18 protein-coding genes are annotated in these 18,956 nt (G+C 72.4%); 4 read left to right on the top strand and 14 right to left on the bottom strand.

What is annotated here, in order from left to right; all coding sequences use genetic code 11:
• The first annotated feature begins 69 nt into the window (after positions 1-69).
• Positions 70-297 carry a hypothetical protein gene (locus BKE41_RS11965; RefSeq protein ID WP_012319110.1) on the top strand — a complete coding sequence of 76 codons (228 nt, stop codon included), beginning with the start codon at positions 70-72 and terminating at the stop codon, positions 295-297.
• A gap of 7 nt (positions 298-304) precedes the next feature.
• Here BKE41_RS11965 and BKE41_RS11970 read toward each other — a convergent pair whose 3' ends face one another.
• From BKE41_RS11970 to BKE41_RS12005, 8 genes are all read right to left on the bottom strand, one after another.
• Positions 305-1,333, bottom strand: coding sequence for a TIGR01620 family protein (locus BKE41_RS11970; protein ID WP_012319111.1), 1,029 nt, complete (start codon positions 1,331-1,333; stop codon positions 305-307).
• Positions 1,334-1,361: 28 nt separating this feature from the next.
• Positions 1,362-2,807, bottom strand: a complete 1,446-nt coding sequence (locus BKE41_RS11975) for a YcjX family protein (RefSeq protein WP_024830128.1) — start codon at positions 2,805-2,807, stop codon at positions 1,362-1,364.
• Between the two features lie 87 nt (positions 2,808-2,894).
• Positions 2,895-4,016 carry a hypothetical protein gene (locus tag BKE41_RS11980; protein WP_070999454.1) on the bottom strand — a complete coding sequence of 374 codons (1,122 nt, stop codon included), beginning with the start codon at positions 4,014-4,016 and terminating at the stop codon, positions 2,895-2,897.
• A 43-nt stretch (positions 4,017-4,059) separates the two neighbouring features.
• A complete protein-coding gene (gene hisN / locus BKE41_RS11985; protein ID WP_070999455.1) occupies positions 4,060-4,848 on the bottom strand; it encodes a histidinol-phosphatase in 789 nt (262 codons plus the stop codon).
• Between the two features lie 108 nt (positions 4,849-4,956).
• A complete protein-coding gene (locus BKE41_RS11990; RefSeq protein WP_059408925.1) occupies positions 4,957-7,047 on the bottom strand; it encodes an AI-2E family transporter in 2,091 nt (696 codons plus the stop codon).
• A gap of 114 nt (positions 7,048-7,161) precedes the next feature.
• Complete coding sequence (locus tag BKE41_RS11995; RefSeq protein ID WP_070999456.1) at positions 7,162-8,628, bottom strand: MmgE/PrpD family protein; 1,467 nt, start codon at positions 8,626-8,628, stop codon at positions 7,162-7,164.
• A gap of 212 nt (positions 8,629-8,840) precedes the next feature.
• The gene (locus BKE41_RS12000) at positions 8,841-10,133 is read right to left on the bottom strand and encodes a nicotinate phosphoribosyltransferase (RefSeq protein ID WP_070999458.1); all 1,293 of its coding nucleotides are present in this window, start codon (positions 10,131-10,133) and stop codon (positions 8,841-8,843) included.
• Between the two features lie 123 nt (positions 10,134-10,256).
• Complete coding sequence (locus tag BKE41_RS12005) at positions 10,257-10,760, bottom strand: pyridoxamine 5'-phosphate oxidase family protein (protein ID WP_024830124.1); 504 nt, start codon at positions 10,758-10,760, stop codon at positions 10,257-10,259.
• Between the two features lie 128 nt (positions 10,761-10,888).
• Between BKE41_RS12005 and BKE41_RS12010 the strand changes: the two genes are divergently transcribed.
• From BKE41_RS12010 to mobA, 3 genes are all read left to right on the top strand, one after another.
• Positions 10,889-11,170 (top strand): hypothetical protein, encoded by a 282-nt coding sequence (locus BKE41_RS12010; protein ID WP_058607480.1) that lies wholly within the window; start codon positions 10,889-10,891, stop codon positions 11,168-11,170.
• Positions 11,171-11,300: 130 nt separating this feature from the next.
• The gene (locus BKE41_RS12015; RefSeq protein ID WP_024830123.1) at positions 11,301-12,449 is read left to right on the top strand and encodes an Mrp/NBP35 family ATP-binding protein; all 1,149 of its coding nucleotides are present in this window, start codon (positions 11,301-11,303) and stop codon (positions 12,447-12,449) included.
• A gap of 4 nt (positions 12,450-12,453) precedes the next feature.
• Complete coding sequence (mobA, locus tag BKE41_RS12020; protein ID WP_029361132.1) at positions 12,454-13,104, top strand: molybdenum cofactor guanylyltransferase MobA; 651 nt, start codon at positions 12,454-12,456, stop codon at positions 13,102-13,104.
• A 118-nt stretch (positions 13,105-13,222) separates the two neighbouring features.
• Here the strand turns inward: mobA and BKE41_RS12025 are convergent, their stop codons facing one another.
• The 6 genes from BKE41_RS12025 to BKE41_RS31625 all read right to left on the bottom strand — a co-directional run bounded on the left by BKE41_RS12025 (position 13,223) and on the right by BKE41_RS31625 (position 18,688).
• The gene (locus BKE41_RS12025) at positions 13,223-13,681 is read right to left on the bottom strand and encodes a peptidylprolyl isomerase (RefSeq protein WP_010686120.1); all 459 of its coding nucleotides are present in this window, start codon (positions 13,679-13,681) and stop codon (positions 13,223-13,225) included.
• A 77-nt stretch (positions 13,682-13,758) separates the two neighbouring features.
• The gene (locus tag BKE41_RS12030; RefSeq protein ID WP_029361131.1) at positions 13,759-14,256 is read right to left on the bottom strand and encodes a hypothetical protein; all 498 of its coding nucleotides are present in this window, start codon (positions 14,254-14,256) and stop codon (positions 13,759-13,761) included.
• 7 nt (positions 14,257-14,263) lie between these two features.
• Entirely contained in the window at positions 14,264-14,812 is a 549-nt protein-coding gene (locus BKE41_RS12035; RefSeq protein ID WP_012319123.1) for a peptidylprolyl isomerase, read from the bottom strand.
• A gap of 27 nt (positions 14,813-14,839) precedes the next feature.
• Positions 14,840-15,343, bottom strand: coding sequence for a pantetheine-phosphate adenylyltransferase (coaD, locus tag BKE41_RS12040; RefSeq protein WP_012319124.1), 504 nt, complete (start codon positions 15,341-15,343; stop codon positions 14,840-14,842).
• Between the two features lie 49 nt (positions 15,344-15,392).
• Positions 15,393-18,125, bottom strand: coding sequence for a DNA gyrase subunit A (gene gyrA, locus BKE41_RS12045; RefSeq protein ID WP_012319125.1), 2,733 nt, complete (start codon positions 18,123-18,125; stop codon positions 15,393-15,395).
• A 245-nt stretch (positions 18,126-18,370) separates the two neighbouring features.
• On the bottom strand, positions 18,371-18,688 hold the full coding sequence (locus BKE41_RS31625; protein WP_012319126.1) for a hypothetical protein: 318 nt from the start codon (positions 18,686-18,688) through the stop codon (positions 18,371-18,373).
• Between the last annotated feature and the right edge of the window lie 268 nt (positions 18,689-18,956).

Raw genomic sequence — 18,956 nt, forward strand, 5'->3', positions numbered from 1 at the left:
GTTTACCACCGCCCTCTTCAGTGGCGGCACGGGCGGTCCTTCGTCCCGAAGCCGCCCCTGGAGAGCACCGTGACGCGCAAAGAGCTTCTGGAACGACTCGAAGCGGTGCAGACCGCCCTCGGCCCCCGGGCCCAGAGCAACTTCAACAGCTCGCTGTTCAACGACGTGACGCTGCTCAAGCGGATCGAGGCCTTCGAGGCCAAGCTCGGCGAGCCCGAGAAGCCGAAGACCGCCGACTACACCGGCAACATGTTCTCGCGCATCGCCAACCGCCGCGCCGCCGCGGGCGCCAAGTAGCCCGCCACTATTTCGGCTCGGCCTCGGCCGAGCGCAGCAGCTCGCCGGCGACGTCGGCGAGCCGCGGCGGGGCCTCCCGCACGAACGGCAGCGGCCGGCAGACGTTCAGCGCCGCGAGCCCGAACCGGGCGGTCATCAGCCCGTTGAGCACGCCCTCCCCCAGCTTGGCGGAGACCCGGGCGGCGATCCCGAGACCCAGCACCTGCTGCATCACGCTCTCGCCCACCGCCATCCCGCCGGTGACCGTGAGATGCGCGAGCGCCGCGCGCCCCAGCCGCAGGAAGCCCAGGAAGCCCGGTCGGCCGCCGTAGATCGCGGCGATCCGGCGCAGCAGCCGCACCGCCGCGAACACCACGAAGGCCACGTCCACGATCGCCCGCGGGCTGAGCGCCGTCACCGCCGAGACCTGCTTGGCCGTTGTCGCGATGGCGTTGCGCGCCTGCCTGTCGAGCCCGGCCAGCAGCTCGTGCTCGGCGAGGCCGATCCGGTCGTCGACGTCGAGGATCGCGTCGGCGGCCGCGTCGATCCGGGCGCGGCCCGCCGCCAGGGCGTCGCGGTCCGCGTAGAAGGTCGAGAGCGCCTGGACCACCGCCTGCGCGCCGGTGTGGTCGCGGGTCGCGAGGGCGTCCAGCGCCGACTGGCGCAGCCGCTCGATCTTGCGCTCCCGCCGCAGGCCGGCGAGTTCCCGCACCACGATCGCCAGCAGCGCGAGCGCCGCGAGGCTGAGCAGCGCCAGGGCCACCCAGCCGAGCCAGGGGGCGGCCTGGAACAGGTCGCTGATCATCCGCTCGACCGACAGGCCGACGCCCAGGGAGACGAGGCCGCCCACCGCCGAGAGGAACAGGGCGCCCCAGGGCGAGCGCCGCCGCGGCGCCACCGGCACGGCGACGCCGTCCGCGGCGTCGACGATCTCGAAAGGCTCCTCCACGATCCGGGCCTGCGGCGGCCGGGGGCCGAGCGGCGTCGTGGTCACGCTCGGCGCGGCGGCCGGCTCGGGATTGATCCGGAAGGCGCGGGGTTTCTGGCCGGAGGTCATGGTCGCGGGCTCCGCATCGCACACATCGTCACGCCAGCCGGTCGCCGATCAGGAACTGCATCGCCCGGTCGAGCCGGATCTGCGGCAGGTGCCCGGGGCGGCCGAACCCGTCGGGCCGCACCAGCGGCGGCCGGAAGCGCGGGAAGCGCAGCGAGCCCGGCTCGACCGCACCCTCCAGCACCGCCTCGGCACGGGCGGGCAGCTCGCCCGGGAAAATCGCGGCCTCGCTGTCGCCGTCGAAGACCTCGTCGCCCACCACCTCGCCGGCCTCCGGGGTGCCGGCCACCGCCCGCAGCGTCTCCGACCCGTCGTGGACGGTGGTCTCGCGGGTGGCGCGCACGGAGGCCAGCGCCACGGTGCCGACCCGGGCGCCCGCGGCCTCGGTCCGCCGCATGGCCCGCGACACGAGCAGCCGCAGCAGCGCGTCGAGCCGGTCGTGGCTCGTCTGGTGGAGGTGGTCGGCCTTGGTGGCGGCGAACAGGACCCGGTCGGCCCGGGGGGCGAACAGCCGCGACAGCACCGTGTTGCGGCCGATGTTGAGGCTGAGCAGCACCGCGTCCAGCGCCTCCTCCAGCTCCGCCAGGGCGGTCGGGCCGGCATCGACCGCCGACAGGACGTCCACCAGCACGATCTGCCGGTCGACTCGCTGGAAATGGTCGCGGAAGAACGGCGTCACGACCTTGGCCTTGTAGGCCTCGAAGCGCCGCTCCATCAGCCCGGCGAGGCTGTCGGGGGCGATCGTCTCGGTGAGCCGGTCGAGGGGCGCGAAGGTGAGCGCCGGCGAGCCCGCGAGGTCGCCCGGCATCAGGAACCGGCCCGGGGGCGTCGTCGCCACGGCTTCCGGGCCGGCGCGCAGGCCCGCGAGGTAGGTCTTGAAGGCGTCGCTCGCCCGCTCGGCCGCGACCTCGTCGAGGGGGCCGTTCGGGTCGAAGCCCTTGAGCGCCTCGAGCCAGGGCGCCGCCACGGCGGCGCGGCCGGGTCGGCGCGTGCCGCCGATCGTGGCCCGGGACCACGCGGTGTAGCTGGTCTCGATCAGCGCGAGGTCGAGGAGCCACTCGCCCGGGTAGTCGACCACGTCGAGCATCAGGGTCGCGGGGCCGGAGCGCCAGCCGGCGGCGCGCTCGTAGGCGATCTCCAGGCGGAACTGGCTGATCCGGTCGGTGGAGCGCGGCCACCGCCGCGCCTCGGTGAGGGTCGCGAAATGCTCCTCGAACGGGAAGCGCGGCACGTCGTCGTCGGGCTGGGGCACCAGCTTGGCCCGGCGCAGGCGGCCCTCCTGCGCGGGCGCGAAGGCCGGCAGCGCGTGCGTCTCCACGAGGTGGTGGATCAGCGCCGTGGTGAACACGGTCTTGCCCGACCGCGCGAGCCCGGTCACGCCCAGTCGCAGCGTCGGCTGGACCAGCAGGTCGTGCGAGGCTTCGGCGAAGGCTTTGACGGCCGAGCCGGCACGCGCGGCAAGGTCGATCAGGGGCACGGGCGGGCTCGGGGTGAGGGGAACGGGCCGGGCAGAGGTGGCGCGGCCGGGGCCGAACCGCAAGGCTTGCCGCTCGGGAAGGCTCCCCTAGGGCGGCGCGGTGCTGGCGGCCGGCGTGAGCGGCCTCAGCCGGGCGATCGCCCCGGCCACGAGGTCCGGGCCGGCCCGCAGCGTGCCGAGTTCCACCGCCGACATCGCCAGCATCACGGGCGCCAAGTTGGCGCGCGGCGCGCCGTCCGGCCCGAACAGGTCGAGGTCGTCGCCGGGCTTCAGGCCGACGCTGGCGCTGATCCGGTTGGCGTAGGCCTGGATCCGGACCTCGTCGCCGGTGCAGAGCGGGGCCGGCAGGCGCAGGTCGAGCACCGGCAGGCCGGCCGCGATCGCGGGCAGAAGCGCGGATTCGGCCACCATCCGCTCGGCGCTCGGGACGCGGCCCGGCTTCCGGTCGAGGAGTGCGGACGGGTCGGCGACGCTCCCGGCCGGGCGGCCGCTGGAGGCGGAGATCCCGGCGGCGATGTCGGGAACCGGCTGCAGCATCGCCACCCGCGGTATGGCGGCCGGGCGCCTGCTCGGGCGGCCGGCCATCCGGGCGAGCGGCGACCAGGGCTGCACCCGCAGGGTGCCCGGCCGCGCGCGCGCGCCGGGGCGGTGCGCGGCGAGGTAGCGGGCGCGCAGGGTCCGCCCGAGCCCCCGGGCGCGAGGGCCGCCGAGACGGCGGGCGTCGCCACCGCCCGCCCGGCCGCGCGGGCGCGCGCCGACGCGGCACTCGGCCGGCGCCCAGCGGCGCACGATGGCCAGCGCCGTGCGGCGGCCGTAATCCCGGTAGTAGCGCCGCAGCAGGCTCGCGGCGGCGTCGGCGCCGTCGTCGAGGGTGGCGAAGGCGGTGTGGCCCTCCCCGTCGGCGCCGATCTCACCGGGCCAGCGGGCGGACTTGATGCACCAGCCGTTGTTGAGCCGCACGCAGCGGGCGACGTAGGGCGGGTCGTCGGCCAGCGAGGCCGTGACCGCCAGCGCCCGCGGCGTCAGCTGCGCGCCGGTCTGGGCGTGCCAGTTGGACACGGAGCGGGTCGCGGGATCGAAGCGCGGGGGCCGTCCGTCCGCCGGGGCGGTGGCCGCCGCCGGAAGCGGCAGGGCGCGCGCGAGGGCGTCCGCGCCGGCCTCGGCGTGCGGCACCAGGGCCGTGACCAGGATCAGCGCGTTCAGCAGCACGCGGACGAACCTTCGCGGCGGACGGACTGGAGACGGCCGCGCGTCACGGGTTCAGAACCTTGAGCGCGGCCTCGTGCAGCCGCGGGTCGCCGGCCGCGATCACGCGGCCGCCGCCGGCGGCGGAGCCGCCGTCCCAGGCCGTGACCCGTCCCCCGGCCCCCTCGACGATCGGGATCAGCGCGACGATGTCGTAGGGCTTCAGACCGGCCTCGACCACGAGGTCGATCTGGCCGGCCGCCAGCATGCAGTAGGCGTAGCAATCGGCGCCGTAGCGGGACATCCGCACCTGGCCTTCCAGTGCCCGGAAGCGCTCGGCCTCGTCTCCGGCCGCGAACAGGCGGGGATCCGTCGTGGCCAGGATGGCCTGGGCGAGATCCCCGCAGCGGCGGGTGCGCAGGGTCCGCTCGGCCGCCGGCGCGCGGAGCTTGGCGCTGCGCCCGTCCCCGGTGAACCGCTCCGCGAGGTAGGGCTGGTGCATCATCCCCCGCACCGGCACGCCGTTGCGGGTCAGCCCGATCAGGGTGCCCCAGGTCGGCAGGCCGCCGATGAAGGCGCGGGTGCCGTCGATCGGGTCGAGGACCCAGACGCACTCGGCGTCGGTGCGCTCCGCGCCGAACTCCTCGCCGAGGATGCCGTGGCCCGGGAAGGTCTGGCCGATCATCGCCCGGAGGACGACCTCGGCGGCCCGGTCGGCCTCGGTGACCGGATCGAACGGCGCCCCGCCGCGGGCCTTGTCGTCCAGGCCGAACTGGGCGCGGAAGAACGGCAGGATCGCCTTCCCGGACGCGTCCGCGAGGTCGTCCATGAACCGGCCGAGTTCGACGACGCTCATCCGTTCCGTCCCCTGTTCCGCCCGAAGGCCGCGCGGCCAACTGGCCCGTTCCGACGAAACCGGCGCGCGCCCCTGCCCGTCAAGCCCTCGCCCCCGCGCATCCTCGGCTCACGCTCTGGCCGGCGCGGGCAGCCCCGCCGTTTCGCCGCAGGCGTCCGGGGCGCTCTCCGCGGCGCCGTCCGACCCGCCCTCCGGCGCGTCAGCCGCCGCCGCGTCCTCCTGCGCGGCCGCCAGGATAGCCTCGACCGCCTCGCGCAGCGATCCCACCTGCGCGTCGGCCTCGGCGGCGCCCCCCGGCCCGCCGGCGAGGCGGTTCGCCCCACCGTCCTGGGCGAGCCACAGGCCGAGCAGGACCGGCACGCCGGGGACCCGGCCCCTCAGCCGGCGGATCAGGCGGCGCAGGTGGGTCGGCTCGCCGTCGAGCGCCAGGGAGACCACGCAGGCGATGCGCGCCGGCCCGGCCTCGAACCGGCCGATCCGCACGGAGGCCGTCTCGGCGAAGGGGACCGTGCGGACGCCGAGGCCGCGCTTCTCCAGGATCTGCGCGAGGATCGCGGCCGCGGCCTCGTCCAGGAAGCCGCGCCCGGCCACGCACAGCACCGCGCCCTCGCGCGTCCAGGCGGCGGGCAGCGCCTCTGGGGCGGGTCCCATCGGGAGCGGGCTGCAAGCGCTCTCCTCGCCCTCGCCCGTCGCCCCCGTGACGGCGTCGCTCCGGTCGGAGAGGTCGGCGACCAGCTCGGTGAGCGCGGCCCGCATCGCGCCCTTCTGCTGCGCCGTCAGCACCCCGCGGGCCGCGTCGCGGGCGGCGAGTTCCAGCGCCTTGAGCACGACCTCGTCGTAGTAGGAGGAGAGCGAGCACTGCTGCAGGATCAACTCGGCATGGCCCAGCACCTCCTCGGAATCGCCCGCCAGGATGCGCTGGTAGAAGTTCTGGACGGGCGTCAGCGCCGGCCGGTCGCCGAACAGCACGTCCAGGAACTCCAGGTGCTCGACGTAGCGGCCGAGCACCACGAGGCAGACGGTCAGCGGCGTCGAGAGCAGCAGCCCGACCGGCCCCCAGAGCCACGTCCAGAACAGGGCGGAGACCAGGACCGCGAAGGGCGAGAGGCCGGTGGACTGCCCGTAGAAGATCGGCTCGAACACCTGACCGGTCAGCGGCTCCAGGACGATGAACAGGATCGCCACCGCGATCATCATGTTCCAGCCGGGATCGACCGCGGCGGCGAGCGCCATCGGCAGGATCGCCGACAGGACCGCCCCGAGATACGGCACGAAGCGCATCAGGGCCGCGAAGATCGCCCAGAGCACCGGATTCGGCACGCCGATGATGTAGAGGCCGATGCCGATGACCACGCCGAAGGCGGCGTTGAGGGCCAGCTGCACCACGAAGTAGCGGCTCAGGCGCTTGGCCGCGTCGTCGATGGCCACGGTGGTCCGGTGCAGGTCGCTCGATCCGGCCAGCCGGATCATGCGGTCGCGCAGGTCCTCGCGCTGCATCAGCACGAACAGCAGCACCACGAAGACGATGCCGACCGTGGCCAGGGGATGCATCACCGGCGTGAGCACGGTCGAGAGCATCTCCAGGGAGCCCGGCGGGGTCGTGGCGACCTCGACGAGGACGGGCTTCGGCGCGGCCTGGGTCGGCTCGGGGCCCGGTGACGGTGTCGAGGGCGGTGTCGAGGGCGGTGTGGCGGATTGCTGGGCGGCCGACTGCGTCTCCGGGCTGCCGGCTTCCTTCGCGCCGTGGAGCGCCCGCCCGATATTGGCGACGTACTGCGTGACGTGGCCGACGGGGGAGTTCCGCAGCCCGTCGATCTTGCGCTCGATGGTGTCGCGGTAGCGGGGGACGTCGCCCGCGAGGTCGGCGGCCTGGATGCCGATCAGGGTGGCCAGGGCGGCCACGATGCCGACGGTCAGGAGCACGCTGACGCCCACCGCCGCCAGCCGCGGCAGCCGCAGCCGCCGCAGGCGGTTCACCAGCGGCGTCAGCACGAACGACAGCAGCAGCGCGATCGCGATCGGGATGAAGATCTCGCGGCCGAAATACAGGGCGGCGATGATGGTGGCGCCGACCACGACCGGCGACGCCATGGCGGCCCGCGGCGTCTCGGCGGCGGCCACGCGGGTCGGCCGCGGCGGGATCAGGGAAGTTCCGGGCCGCGCTGCCGGTTCGACCCCGACCGGGGTTCTCGTGCCCATACCGTGATCCACGTCCCGAACGCCACGCGCGGGCGGCCGCCGGGAGCGGCGGAGGCCTCGCGGACGGGGAACGGCACAGGACGCGAAAACGATCCCGCGGGCTTCGCGCGCAGGTTAGGTCCCCGCGACGCCGGCCCGCGCCACGTCGCCCGCATCCTTCAGGTCGGGCAGCGACCAGCACAGCTGCATCACCTTCCGGGCCTGCGCGTCCGGCAGGATCCCGGCGGCGAGGTCGGTGAACTTCGCCTCCAGCTGCGCGTCCGACATCGGCTTCTCGACGCTGCCGATGGCGTGCTCGATATGCCGGTGGAACGTCCGCCCGTCGGTCAGCGTCACGGTCATGTCCACCTGCGCGGGGTCGACGCCGGGGGTGATCACCGGGACCACCTTCTGGCGCAGGGCCACCACCCGCGGATCGTTCACGGCCCGGTCGCTGAACTGCTTCTCGCCGCCCGCGCCCTCCACGAAGGCCACCGCGGCCGCGTGGTAGATGCTGAACTTGCCCTCCAGGCCGGTCTTCGGCGCGGTCTTGCCGGTCAGCTCCAGGACCAGCGGGTGGACCTTCAGGTCGACGCGCTGGACGTCCTCCGGCCTGACGTGGTCCGCGTCGCGGATCTGGATCGCGGCGTCGATCGTCGGGTGCATGACGATCCCGCAGGCGAAGGGCTTGTAGGTGTTGAGCTGGGCCTCGTAGCGCGTGCCGAGGCCGTCGGTGATCTCGGACCAGTCCTGCTTGGTGGAGATCGTGTTGGCCCAGCCGCGCTTGGCCTCGATCATCCCGTCCGACGAGGTGAAGCCCTTCGCCGCCAGGATCGCGGCGAACAGGCCGTTGGACGCGGCCCGGCCCGGGTTGAAGCTCTTGTTCATCGAGCCGAACGACTCGCGCAGGCCCACCGGCTGCGAGGCGGCGAGCCCCAGGGCGTAGACCATCTGCTGCTCGGTGAGCCCCATCAGCTTGCCGGCCGCCGCGGCGGCGCCGAAGGGTCCGCAGGTGCCGGTGATGTGCCAGCCGGCGTCGTAGTGGTTCGGGTAGACCGCGTTGCCGATCCGGCACTCGGCCTCGATCCCGACCACCAGCGCGTCGAGGAAATCCTTGCCGGAGACCGGCTTCATCGCCGCGTAGGCCAGGATCGCCGAGGCGACCGGGCCGGCCGGGTGGATGATCGTCTTCAGGTGGGTGTCGTCGAAGTCGAAGATGTGGCTCGACACGCCGTTGAGGAAGGCGGCGTTCATGATGTCGAACCGCTCGGTCCGGCCGAACAGCCCGGCCTGCGGCGGCCCCGAGAAGGGCTGCAGCGCCGAGACCGCCACGTCCACGGTCTCGTGGTGCGAGCCGCCGATCGCCACCCCCACCCAGTTGAGGAAGCTGCGCACGCCCTCGCGGCGGACGGGCTCCGGCAGGGTGTCGTAGGTGGATCCGAGGATCCACTGCGCGAGGATCTTCGTCACGGGCGGCGGCGGTGCTTTCGCGGCCGGCTTGGCGGCCGGCTTGGCGGTCTCGGCCGCCTGCGCGCCCTGCAGGGCCGGAGCCGTGAGAGCGAGGCCCGCGGCCCCGATGAGCGAGCGGCGATTCATCGACATGGCGTTCTCCCGGACGGGGCCGCCCGGGGCGGCTCCGATTGCCGGGCACGATAATGAATTCATCCCCAGGTCGGCAGCCTCCGTGTTTCACACGGCCGGGTCTGATACGCGTTCCGCTCGAGCGCTTCGGTGGACGGGTCCCTCACTGTCATCACGTCGCTCCGCTCGCGAGGCCGGCGGTGCCGGAATCCTCCGCCGGTGGTGTGCGCCCGTCACACCAGTACCGGCAGCGCCTCCTGCTCGCCCACGGCGAAGACCCGCCGGTAGCGGGCGACCTCGTCGGCCGGCCCCTGCGCCTTGGTGGGATTGTCGGAGAGCTTCACGGTCGGCCGGCCGTCGGCCTCGGTGACCTTGCAGACGATCGAGACCGGGTCGAGCTTCCCCTCCGGCAGGAGCCCGCGGAAATCGTTGGTGAGCAGCGTGCCCCACCCGTAGCCGATGCGCATGCGGCCGTGGAACCGGGCGTGGATGCGCTCGATCTCGTCGATGTCGAGCCCGTCGGAGAAGATCGCGAGCTTGTCCCGCGGGTCGTGCCCGCGAGCCTGCCAGAAGCGGATCGCCTCCTCGCCGCCCTCGATCGGATCCTTCGAGTCGATGCGGATGCCGGTCCAGTCGCTCACCCAGTCCGGGGCGTTCGCCAGGAATCCGGTGGTGCCGTAGGTGTCGGGCAGGATCACCAGCAGGTTGCCGCCGTAATCCTCCTGCCAGTCCGACAGCACCGCGTAGGGCGCGGCGGCGAGCGCCGCGTCGTCCTCGGCGAGCGCCGCGTAGACCATCGGCAGTTCGTGAGCGTTCGTGCCGACCGGCTCGACCTCCTGCCGGGCCGCGATCAGGCAGTTGGAGGTGCCGAGGAACGCGCCGCCGAGGCCTTCCGCCATCGCCTGCACGCACCAGTCCTGCCACAGGAAGCCGTGGCGCCGGCGCGTGCCGAAATCCGCCACCGACAGGTCCGGCAGCCTCTGCAGGCGCTCGATCTTCTCCCAGACCCGGGTCATGGCGCGGGCGTAGAGCACCTGCAGGTCGAGCTTGCCGAGGCCACGCAGCACGGCCCGCGCCCGCAACTCGTTGAGGATCGCGAGCGCCGGGACCTCCCACATCGTGGTCTCGACCCAGGGACCGTGGAAGGTCAGCTCGTACTGGCCGTCATGGACGGCGAGCTCGTATTCGGGGAGTTGGAAGGCCTCGAACCAGCTCACGAATTCGGGTCCCAGGATTCGCCCCTGGCCGCGGAAGACGTTGCCGCGCAGCCACGTGATCTCGCCCTTGCTGAGGCGCAGGGTCCGGGCGTGGTCGAGCTGCTCGCGCAGCAGACCGGCATCGACCTCGTCGACGATGCGGATGCGCCGCGTGCGGTTGGTGATGCCGAAGGTGGTCCGGATGTCGGGGTGTCGGCGCAGGATCGTCTGCGCCATCAGGAGCTTGTAGAAATCCGTGTCGAGCAGCGACCGCACGATCGGGTCGATGCGGAAGCTGTGGTCGTAGACTCGCTTCGCCAGATCCAGCATTCGTAAGGCACTCTGCCGCGCTTCGATCGCGCAGAGCGCATGCCGGAACCGCCGACGTCAAGAAGACGGGCGGCCTCCTCCCGGAGACCGCCCGCGGAAAGGCCGTGCCCTGAACCCGGACTCTCAGGCGAGATCGACCTTCTTGGTCTCGGTCTTCGGGCTCTCGCCGGTGAGCGAGGCCTTCACGTAGCCGTAGAGGTGCAGCATCGTGCTGTTCGGGCTGTCCCAGTACTCGCCCTTCTCCGGGTGGACGCGGATCAGCGCGACCTCCGGATCGTCCTTGCCGTTCGGGAACCAGGTCTTCAGGCTCTCATTCCACTTCGCGTCGATGATCGACTGGTCGCGGACAATCTCGGCCTTTCCGGCCACCGAGACGTAGTTCTGGCTCGACGGATCGGAATAGGCGAGGTTGATCTGGTTGTCCTTGCTGATCTCGGCCGTCTTGGGCGAGTGCAGCTTGGTGAAGAACCACAGGTCACCGTTCTCGTCGGCGTCGTTGTTCCACATCGGGCGGCTGTTGAGCGTGCCGTCGGAATCGACGGTGGTCATCATGGCGATCTTCACGTCCTTGATGAGCTCGAACAGCTTCTTCGCGCCCTCGTGGTCGCGGTGGTTGCCCTGATGCATGAAAGTGGTCTCCTACGCGTCGTTTCGGTCCCGGCGGGGTCTCCGGAGGGGGGCCCCGGCCGAAGGCTGCCCCGACAACGGATCAGTCTCCCGTTGGTTCAGCTTGCCCGTGCGGTGAGGAGGTTCGGATGAATCAGGGTCGAGGGATCGGCCGGGTAGCGGCGGCGCTGGTCGCGTTCGGACTCGGCCTGCTGCCGGCCGCCGCAGAGGTGCGCTTCGGCCCGGGCGTGCGCATCGGCGGCCACGACTTCTCGAACCGGCGCTACGGCAGCGTCCACATCGAGCGCGTCAAGCGCCTGCGCGGCCCGCTCGGCTGCCGCCGCCTGCGCCACGGCTTCTACCGGCGCGGCGACGGGACCGTGGTGCGCGGCCCGATGGAGGAGTGCAACCTCATCGCGCGCCCGCACTGAGATGGGTGGCGGGACGGCCCCGGGGACGCAGGCCGCCGCCGGCGGCGCCGATTGCGGGTCCGGGGTCTGGTGTTCTCGGCCCGCTCGGTTACATGCACTGGCATACCTGCTTGCCCCGCTGGAGGACATCTTGGCGATCACCCGCGACGACGTGCTGAAGGCGCTCGCCGGCATCACGGTCGATGCCGCCGGCACCACCCTGCCCGGCTCGGGACGGCTCTCCCAGGTCGTGGTCGATCCGAACAACCGGGTGATGTTCTCGATCCTGGTCGATCCCAGCGAGGCCGAGCGGTTCGAGCCGGTGCGGCGGCAGGCCGAGGGGCGCGTCCTGCAGATGCCGGGCGTCTCGGGCGTGTTCGCGAGCCTCACCTCCGAGCGGAACCAGAGCCACCCGGCCCAGAGCAGCGCCGCCCCCCGCCCCGTGACGCCGCCGCCGGTCGCGCCGCCGCGGCCCGGCGCGCCGCCGAACCAGGGCCCGCAGATCGCGGGCGTGCGCCACATCGTGGCGGTCGCCTCCGGCAAGGGCGGCGTCGGCAAGTCGACCACCGCCTGCAACCTCGCCCTGGCGCTCCAGGCACAGGGACTGAAGGTCGGCCTCCTCGACGCCGACATCTACGGCCCGTCCGTGCCGAAGCTGTTCGGCCTCTCGGGCAAGCCCAACGTCGTCGACAACAAGGCCATGGAGCCGATGATCGGCTACGGGCTCAAGGTCATGTCGATCGGCTTCCTGATCGAGCCGGAGACGGCGATGATCTGGCGCGGCCCGATGGTCCAGTCGGCGATCACCCAGATGCTGCGCGACGTGCTCTGGGGCGAGCTCGACGTGCTGCTCGTCGACATGCCCCCCGGCACCGGCGACGCGCAGCTCACCATGGCGCAGGCGACGCCGCTGTCCGGCGCCGTGATCGTCTCGACCCCGCAGGACCTCGCGCTGATCGACGCGCGGCGCGGCGTGACTATGTTCAAGAAGGTCGCGGTGCCGATCCTCGGCGTGATCGAGAACATGGCGACCTTCGTCTGCCCGAATTGCGGCCACGCCTCGCACATCTTCGGGCACGGCGGCGCGCGGATCGAGGCGCAGCGCCTCGGCGTGCCGTTCCTCGGCGAGGTGCCACTGAACATGACGATCCGCGAGACCTCGGATTCCGGCCAGCCGGTGGTGGCGACCGATCCGGACGGGCCGCACGCCAAGGTCTACCGCGACATCGCCGCCCAGCTCTGGGCGAACCTGTCCGGCGCGCCAGCCGGGCGGACGGCGCCGAAGATCGTCTTCGAGTGATCCCATGCCGTCGCCGGCTGTCGCTTCGCCGGTCCTGGGCCTGATCCTGGCCGGCGGCCAGGCGCGGCGGATGGGCGGCGGCGACAAGCCGCTGCTGCGGCTCGGGGGGCGGACCCTGCTGGAGCGGGTGGTCGAACGGCTCGGGCCGCAATGCGGGGCGGGGCTGGTGCTCAGCGCCAACGGCGACCCGGCGCGGTTCTCCGGCTTTCCCGGGCCGGTCCTGCCGGACCCCGTGCCGGATCAGCCGGGACCGCTCGCCGGCATCCTCGCCGGACTGGAGCACGCCGCCGCGCGGGGTGTCGCGCGGGTGGTCAGCGTGTCGGGCGACGCGCCGTTCCTGCCGGGGGATCTGGTGGCGCGCCTCGACGCCGCCGGGCCGGAGACCGGCATCGCGCTCGCGGCCTCGGGGGAGCGGCAGCACTACACGATCGCCCTCTGGCCGACGGCCCTGCGCGACGCGCTCCGGGCCTATCTCGAGCGGGGCGAGCGGCGCGTCGGCGCCTTCATCGCGCGCCGCGGGGCCGCGGTGGCGTCCTGGCCGGTCGAGCCGGTGGATCCGTTCCTCAACCTCAACACGCCGGCGGATCTGGCGGCGGCGGAAGCCCTGGATCGAGGGTTGATGCGGTCCGCCAGCATCGCGAGCGAAGCGCAGTGACCCAGGGCGGCGCGACGGAGGAAGTCGTCGTGCCCCCTGGATGGCTTCGCTCCGCCCGCAACGACAGCGGCGCCGAAGCCACCGAGAGATGGCTTCAGACGTGAGGCTTAATCCGGGCTCAGGCCGCCGCGACGGTCGCCTTCACGATCTTGTCCGGCGAGCGCGGCGGCTCGCCCTTGTTGATCGTGTCGACCACGTCCATGCCTTCCACGACCTTGCCCCACACCGTGTACTGCTTGTCGAGGAAGCGGGCATCGTCGAAGCAGATGAAGAACTGCGAGTTCGCCGAGTGCGGGAAGTTCGTCCGCGCCATGGAGCAGGTGCCGCGCACGTGCGGCTCGGCGTTGAACTCGGCCTTCAGGTCCGGCAGGTCCGAACCGCCCGAGCCGGTGCCCGTCGGGTCGCCCGTCTGGGCCATGAACCCGTCGATCACGCGGTGGAACGGCACGCCGTCGTAGAAGCCCTGGGCGGCGAGCGTCTTGATCCGCTCGACATGGCCCGGGGCGAGGTCGGGGCGCAGCGCGATCACGACGCGGCCCTTGGTGGTCTCCAGCACGATGGTCTCGTTGTCGGCCATGGTCTTTCCTTCCGGTTGGGGGAACTGTATCGGCGCGCTCCGGATCCGGCCAGCGCCCGTGTCGGGTTCGCCGGCGCTCAGGCCGGCGGGCGGTAGACGAAGCGGAGCGCCACCGGCCGGCCCGCGATCGCCCGGCCCAGGCCCGGCGTGATGTGGGCCGGGGTGCAGCGCGCGAGGGCGTCGAGGGTCCCGCGCACCAGGGCGGTCCGCTGATCGCCCGCGACCCCCGCCGCGTAGGTGACGCGGGGCGGCCCGATCAGGCTGCCGTCGCGCCGCAGCGCGAGCCGCAGGGTGATCTCGATGTCGTCGGCGCCGCCGCTCGGGCGGCCGAGGCCGCCCGGAGCCTGCCAGCAGGCGGCGAGCGCCGGGTAGAGTTCGGCCAGGGTGTCGGCGGGCCTGGTCGCCATCCGGGCGACCGGCACCGGGACCGTGGCGCGCAGGGTCTGGGGCAGGCTCAGCGGATAGCCGCCCCCCGGCCCGTCGGCGTAGCCGTAGAACGGCGCGCCGTCATAGGCCGCGGCGGCCGCCGGGATCAGGCTCAGCAGGAGGATCGAGGCGGCGCGCCGGCCGGGCATGCGGCCGCTACTTGGCCTTCTCGGCGAGCGTCATGCTGACGATCTTGTCGGGGTCCTGCACGGCCCCGCCCGGCGCGCCGGGGGCGGCCTTCTTGATCTTGTCGAGGACGTCGAGCCCGTCCGTCACGTTGCCGACGATCGTGTACTGGCCGTTCAGGAACGGCGCGTCGCCGAGGCAGATGAAGAACTGCGAGTTGGCCGAGTTCGGATCCTGCGACCGGGCCATGCCCACGGTGCCGCGGCGGAACTGGGCCGCCTGCGTGAACTCGGCCGGGATGTTCGGCAGGCTGGAGCCGCCGGTGCCGTTGCCCTTCGGGTCCCCGGTCTGGGCCATGAAGCCGTCGATGACGCGGTGGAACTTGAGGCCGTTGTAGAAGCCCTGCGAGACCAGCGTCTTGATCTGCTTGACGTGCTTGGGCGCGAGGTCGGGCCGCAGCTCGATGGTGATCCGCCCGTCCTTGGTCTGGAGATAGACCGTGTTGGCGTCGGCGGCCCGGGCGGCCTGGACGGTGCCGAGCGTGAGGGCGAGCGCGAGGAGGGCGTGGCGTCGGTTCATCGTGGTCCTTCCAGGGTCGGGCCGGTCTCAGGAATGGGCGGCGAAGCGCTGCCGGAGGCGCGCGGCGACGGCCGCCGGCACGAAGGGCGAGACGTCGCCCCCCATGCCGGCGATCTGGCGCACCAGCGTCGCGGTGATCGGTCGGGCCTGCGTCGAGGCGGGCAGGAACACGGTCTGCACCTCGGGCGCCATGGCGCCGTTCATGCCGGCGAGCTGCATCTCGTAGTCGAGATCCGTGCCGTCCCGCAGGCCGCGGATGAAGATCGCGGCGCCGCAGCGCCGGGCGGCCGAGACGGCGAGGTCGTTGAAGGTGACGATCTCCAGCGCCGCGCCCTCGGCCTGTGCCACCGGTCCGCAGGTCTCGGTGAGGAGCGCCGCGCGCTCCTCGGCGGAGAACAGCGGCGCCTTGCCGGGATGGACGCCGATGGCGATCACGAGGCGGTCCACCAGCCGGCAGGCTTGGCGGACCACGTCGAGATGGCCGTTCGTGACCGGATCGAACGAGCCGGCGTAGAGGGCGGTGCGGGTCATCGCGACCCGACCTAGAGCATTTTCGCGCCGGACGGAACCGGGCGGCGCCTCACGCCTCCTCGCCGCCCTCGGGGCCGGCCTCGGCGCCCTCGTCCTCGCCCTCGATGTGCTCCACCGAGACGACCTTCTCGTCCTTGGCGGTGTTGAACACCGTCACGCCCTGCGAGGCGCGGCCGACGATGCGGATGTCGTCCACCGGCACGCGGATCAGCTGGCCGCCGTCGGTGACCAGCATGATCTGGTCCGAGGCCTCGACGGGGAAGGACGCCACGAGGCTGCCGTTGCGGGCGTTGACCCGCATCGCCGTGATGCCCTTCCCGCCGCGTCCCGAGGTCCGGTACTCGAACGACGAGGAGCGCTTGCCGAAGCCCCGCTCCGACAGGGTGAGCACGTACTGCTCGGCCGCGCCCATCTCGTTGTAGCGGTCCAGCGAGATCGCCGCCGCCTCGGCGCCGTCCTCGGCCTCGGCGTCGCCGTTCTCCTCGGACTCACCGGTGACGGCGCGGCGCATCTTCAGGTAGCCGGCCCGCTCCTCGGCCGTGGCGTCGAAGGCATTCAGGATGGTCATCGAGATGACCTTGTCGTCCTTGCCGAGCAGGATGCCGCGCACGCCGGTCGAGTCGCGGCCCTTGAACACGCGCACGTCCTCGACGGGGAAGCGGATGCACTGGCCGAGCGCCGTGGTCAGCAGCACGTTCTGGTCCGGACGGCAGATCTCGACATGGACGATGTGGTCGCCCGGATCGAGCTTCATGGCGATCTTGCCGTTGCGGTTCACCGTGGTGAAGTCCGACAGCTTGTTGCGCCGGACATTGCCGCGCGCGGTCGCGAACATCACGTCGAGCGTTTCCCACGAGGCCTCGTCCTCGGGCAGCGGCATGATCGTGGTGATGCGCTCGGAGGTGTCCTGCAATTGCAGGATGTTGACCAGCGCCTTGCCGCGGGCGTTCGGCGCGGCCATCGGCAGGCGCCAGACCTTCTCCTTGTAGGCCTGGCCCTGGCTGGAGAAGAACAGCACCGGCGTGTGGGTGTTGGCCACGAACAGGCGGGTGACGAAATCCTCGTCGCGGGTCGCCATGCCGGAGCGACCCTTGCCCCCGCGGCGCTGGGCCCGATAGGTCGAGAGCGGCACGCGCTTGACGTAGCCGGCGTGCGACACGGTCACCACCATGTCCTCGCGGGCGATCAGGTCCTCGTCCTCGACGCTGCCGTCGAAGTCGACGATCTCGGTCTTGCGCGGTGTGGCGAACTGCTCGCGCACCTCGGCCAGTTCGCCCTTGACGATCCCCTGGATGCGGGCGCGCGAGCGCAGGATGTCGAGATAGTCGGCGATCTCGTCGGCCAGCGTCTTCAGCTCGTCGCCGACCTCGTCGCGGCCCAGAGCCGTGAGGCGCTGCAGGCGCAGGTCGAGGATGGCGCGGGCCTGGGTCTCGGACAGGCGATAGGTGCCGTCCTCGGCGACCCGGTGGCGCGGGTCGTCCACCAGGGCGATCAGCGGCGCGATGTCGTGGGCCGGCCAGTCCCGGCCCATCAGGGCCTCGCGGGCGGCGTTCGGGTCCGGCGAGGTCCGGATCAGGCGGATCACCTCGTCGATGTTGGCGACCGCGATGGCGAGGCCGCACAAGACGTGCGCCCGCTCGCGGGCCTTGCCGAGGAGGAACTTGGTCCGCCGGGAGACGACCTCCTCGCGGAAGTCGACGAAGGCCTGGAGCAGGTCCTTCAGGTTCATCAGCTCGGGGCGGCCGCCGTTCAGCGCCACCATGTTGCAACCGAAGGAGGATTGCAGGGGCGTGAACCGGTAGAGCTGGTTCAGCACCACGTCCGCCATGGCGTCGCGCTTGATCTCGACGACGATGCGCATGCCCGACCGGTCGGATTCGTCGCGCAGGTCGGAGATGCCCTCGACGCGCTTCTCCTTCACCAGCTCGGCGATCTTCTCGACGAGGGTCGCCTTGTTCACCTGATAGGGAATCTCGGTGAAGATCAGCGCCTCGCGCTCCTTGCGCAGCTCCTCGACATGCGACTTCGCGCGCATGATCACCGAGCCGCGGCCGGTGGCGTAGGCCTGCCGCGTGCCGGCCCGGCCGAGGATCATGCCGCCGGTGGGGAAATCCGGGCCGGGGACGATCTCGGTGAGCTGCTCGATGGTGAGCCCCGGATCGTCGATCAGCGCCACGCAGGCGTCGATCAGCTCGCCGAGATTGTGCGGCGGGATGTTGGTCGCCATGCCGACCGCGATGCCGCCGGCGCCGTTGACCAGCAGGTTCGGGAAGCGGGCCGGGAGGACGGTCGGCTCCTCGCGCGACTCGTCGTAGTTCGGTCCGAAATCGACGGTGTTCTTGTCGATGTCGGTGAGCAGCGCCGTGGCGGGCTTGGCGAGCCGCGATTCGGTGTAGCGCATGGCGGCCGGCGGATCGCCGTCCACCGAGCCGAAATTGCCCTGCCCGTCGATGAGCATCAGGCGCATGGAGAAGTCCTGCGCCATCCGCACGAGGGCGTCGTAGATCGATTGGTCGCCGTGCGGGTGGTAGAGACCGATCACGTCGCCGACGATGCGCGCCGACTTGACGTATTTCCGCTCGGGCAGGTGCCCGGATTCGAAGGCGGAGTAGAGGATGCGCCGGTGCACGGGCTTGAGCCCGTCGCGCGCGTCGGGAAGCGCCCGGCTCACGATCACGCTCATCGCGTAATCAAGGTAGGAGCGGCGCATCTCGTCGGTGATGGAGACGGGGCGGATGTCGCTGGCGGGCGGGGCGGCGCCAGTCGGATCGTTCTCGGCCAAGTCGATTTCCGTTCTGAGGCCCGGACGGGCGGTGCTCGCGGCGGCCAAGCGGCGCGCGATGCGCCGGAACGGCCTTGCGGAAGAGCAGTGATATCAGACGGTTAAATAAGGTTTTCCGAGGCCGCCCGCAAGGTCGCAGCGCGGCCGCCGGCAGGCTCGGCCGCGGGGTCTCCGGCAGGGTCCCCGGCACAGTTCCCGGCGGGGCCGCGCCCCGGCCGGATCGGGCCGGGACGCGGGGGCTTGGCTCAGTAGAACGTGACGTGCCGGTGGCCGTACGGGCGGCCGTGCCAGACGTGGTGGCGGTGCCAGTGGCGGCGGAAATGGTGGTGCCGGTGCCAGTGGTGGCGGCGATGCCAGTGGTGGCGGCGATGGTGCCAGTGGCGCCGCCAGTGGTGACGCCGGTGCCAGTGGCGGCGGTAGCGCCAGTGGGCCTGCTGCACCGCGGGGGCGGGCGCCGCGGCCTCGGCGCCGGCGGGGACCGGCAGGGGCGCCGCCCGCGCGGGCGCAGTCGCCAGCCCGCCGAGCAGCGCGGCGAGGAGGACCAGGATCGGCCAGGGTCGCATCGTTTCTCTCCCGTGTGAGCGCCCGTCCGAGTCCAGCGGATCCGGGCCGGCACGAGGCTCGCGCCGTCGCCTGAAACGGCCAAGGTCGGCAAACGGTTCGATCCGTTCTGACTGCGCAGGCGCGCCGCCGTCGCGCACTGCCCTCGCGCACTGCCCTCGCGCACTGCCCTCGTCTACGGCCCTTCCGCACTGCCCTTGCGCGGCGCCGGAAAGCGCCCAGTTTCCGCAACAGGCGCTTCCGGGCCGTCCCCCGCCCGGCTTCCCGATG

It is taken from the genome of Methylobacterium sp. C1 (assembly GCF_001854385.1).
Taxonomy (GTDB): domain Bacteria; phylum Pseudomonadota; class Alphaproteobacteria; order Rhizobiales; family Beijerinckiaceae; genus Methylobacterium; species Methylobacterium radiotolerans.

Excerpts from the sequence above, each read along its gene's own strand:
- BKE41_RS12030 (WP_029361131.1), bottom strand. The coding sequence starts at position 14,256 with ATGCCCGGCCGGCGCGCCGCCTCGATCCTCCTGCTGAGCCTGATCCCG.
- BKE41_RS12000 (WP_070999458.1), bottom strand. The coding sequence starts at position 10,133 with ATGCTGGATCTGGCGAAGCGAGTCTACGACCACAGCTTCCGCATCGAC.
- BKE41_RS11990 (WP_059408925.1), bottom strand. The coding sequence starts at position 7,047 with ATGGGCACGAGAACCCCGGTCGGGGTCGAACCGGCAGCGCGGCCCGGA.
- hisN (WP_070999455.1), bottom strand. The coding sequence starts at position 4,848 with ATGAGCGTCGTCGAACTCGGCCGGTTCATGGACGACCTCGCGGACGCG.
- BKE41_RS12025 (WP_010686120.1), bottom strand. The coding sequence starts at position 13,681 with ATGGCCGACAACGAGACCATCGTGCTGGAGACCACCAAGGGCCGCGTC.
- BKE41_RS31625 (WP_012319126.1), bottom strand. The coding sequence starts at position 18,688 with ATGCGACCCTGGCCGATCCTGGTCCTCCTCGCCGCGCTGCTCGGCGGG.
- mobA (WP_029361132.1), top strand. The coding sequence starts at position 12,454 with ATGCCGTCGCCGGCTGTCGCTTCGCCGGTCCTGGGCCTGATCCTGGCC.
- BKE41_RS12010 (WP_058607480.1), top strand. The coding sequence starts at position 10,889 with ATGAATCAGGGTCGAGGGATCGGCCGGGTAGCGGCGGCGCTGGTCGCG.
- BKE41_RS11995 (WP_070999456.1), bottom strand. The coding sequence starts at position 8,628 with ATGTCGATGAATCGCCGCTCGCTCATCGGGGCCGCGGGCCTCGCTCTC.
- BKE41_RS12035 (WP_012319123.1), bottom strand. The coding sequence starts at position 14,812 with ATGAACCGACGCCACGCCCTCCTCGCGCTCGCCCTCACGCTCGGCACC.
- coaD (WP_012319124.1), bottom strand. The coding sequence starts at position 15,343 with ATGACCCGCACCGCCCTCTACGCCGGCTCGTTCGATCCGGTCACGAAC.
- BKE41_RS12005 (WP_024830124.1), bottom strand. The coding sequence starts at position 10,760 with ATGCATCAGGGCAACCACCGCGACCACGAGGGCGCGAAGAAGCTGTTC.
- BKE41_RS11970 (WP_012319111.1), bottom strand. The coding sequence starts at position 1,333 with ATGACCTCCGGCCAGAAACCCCGCGCCTTCCGGATCAATCCCGAGCCG.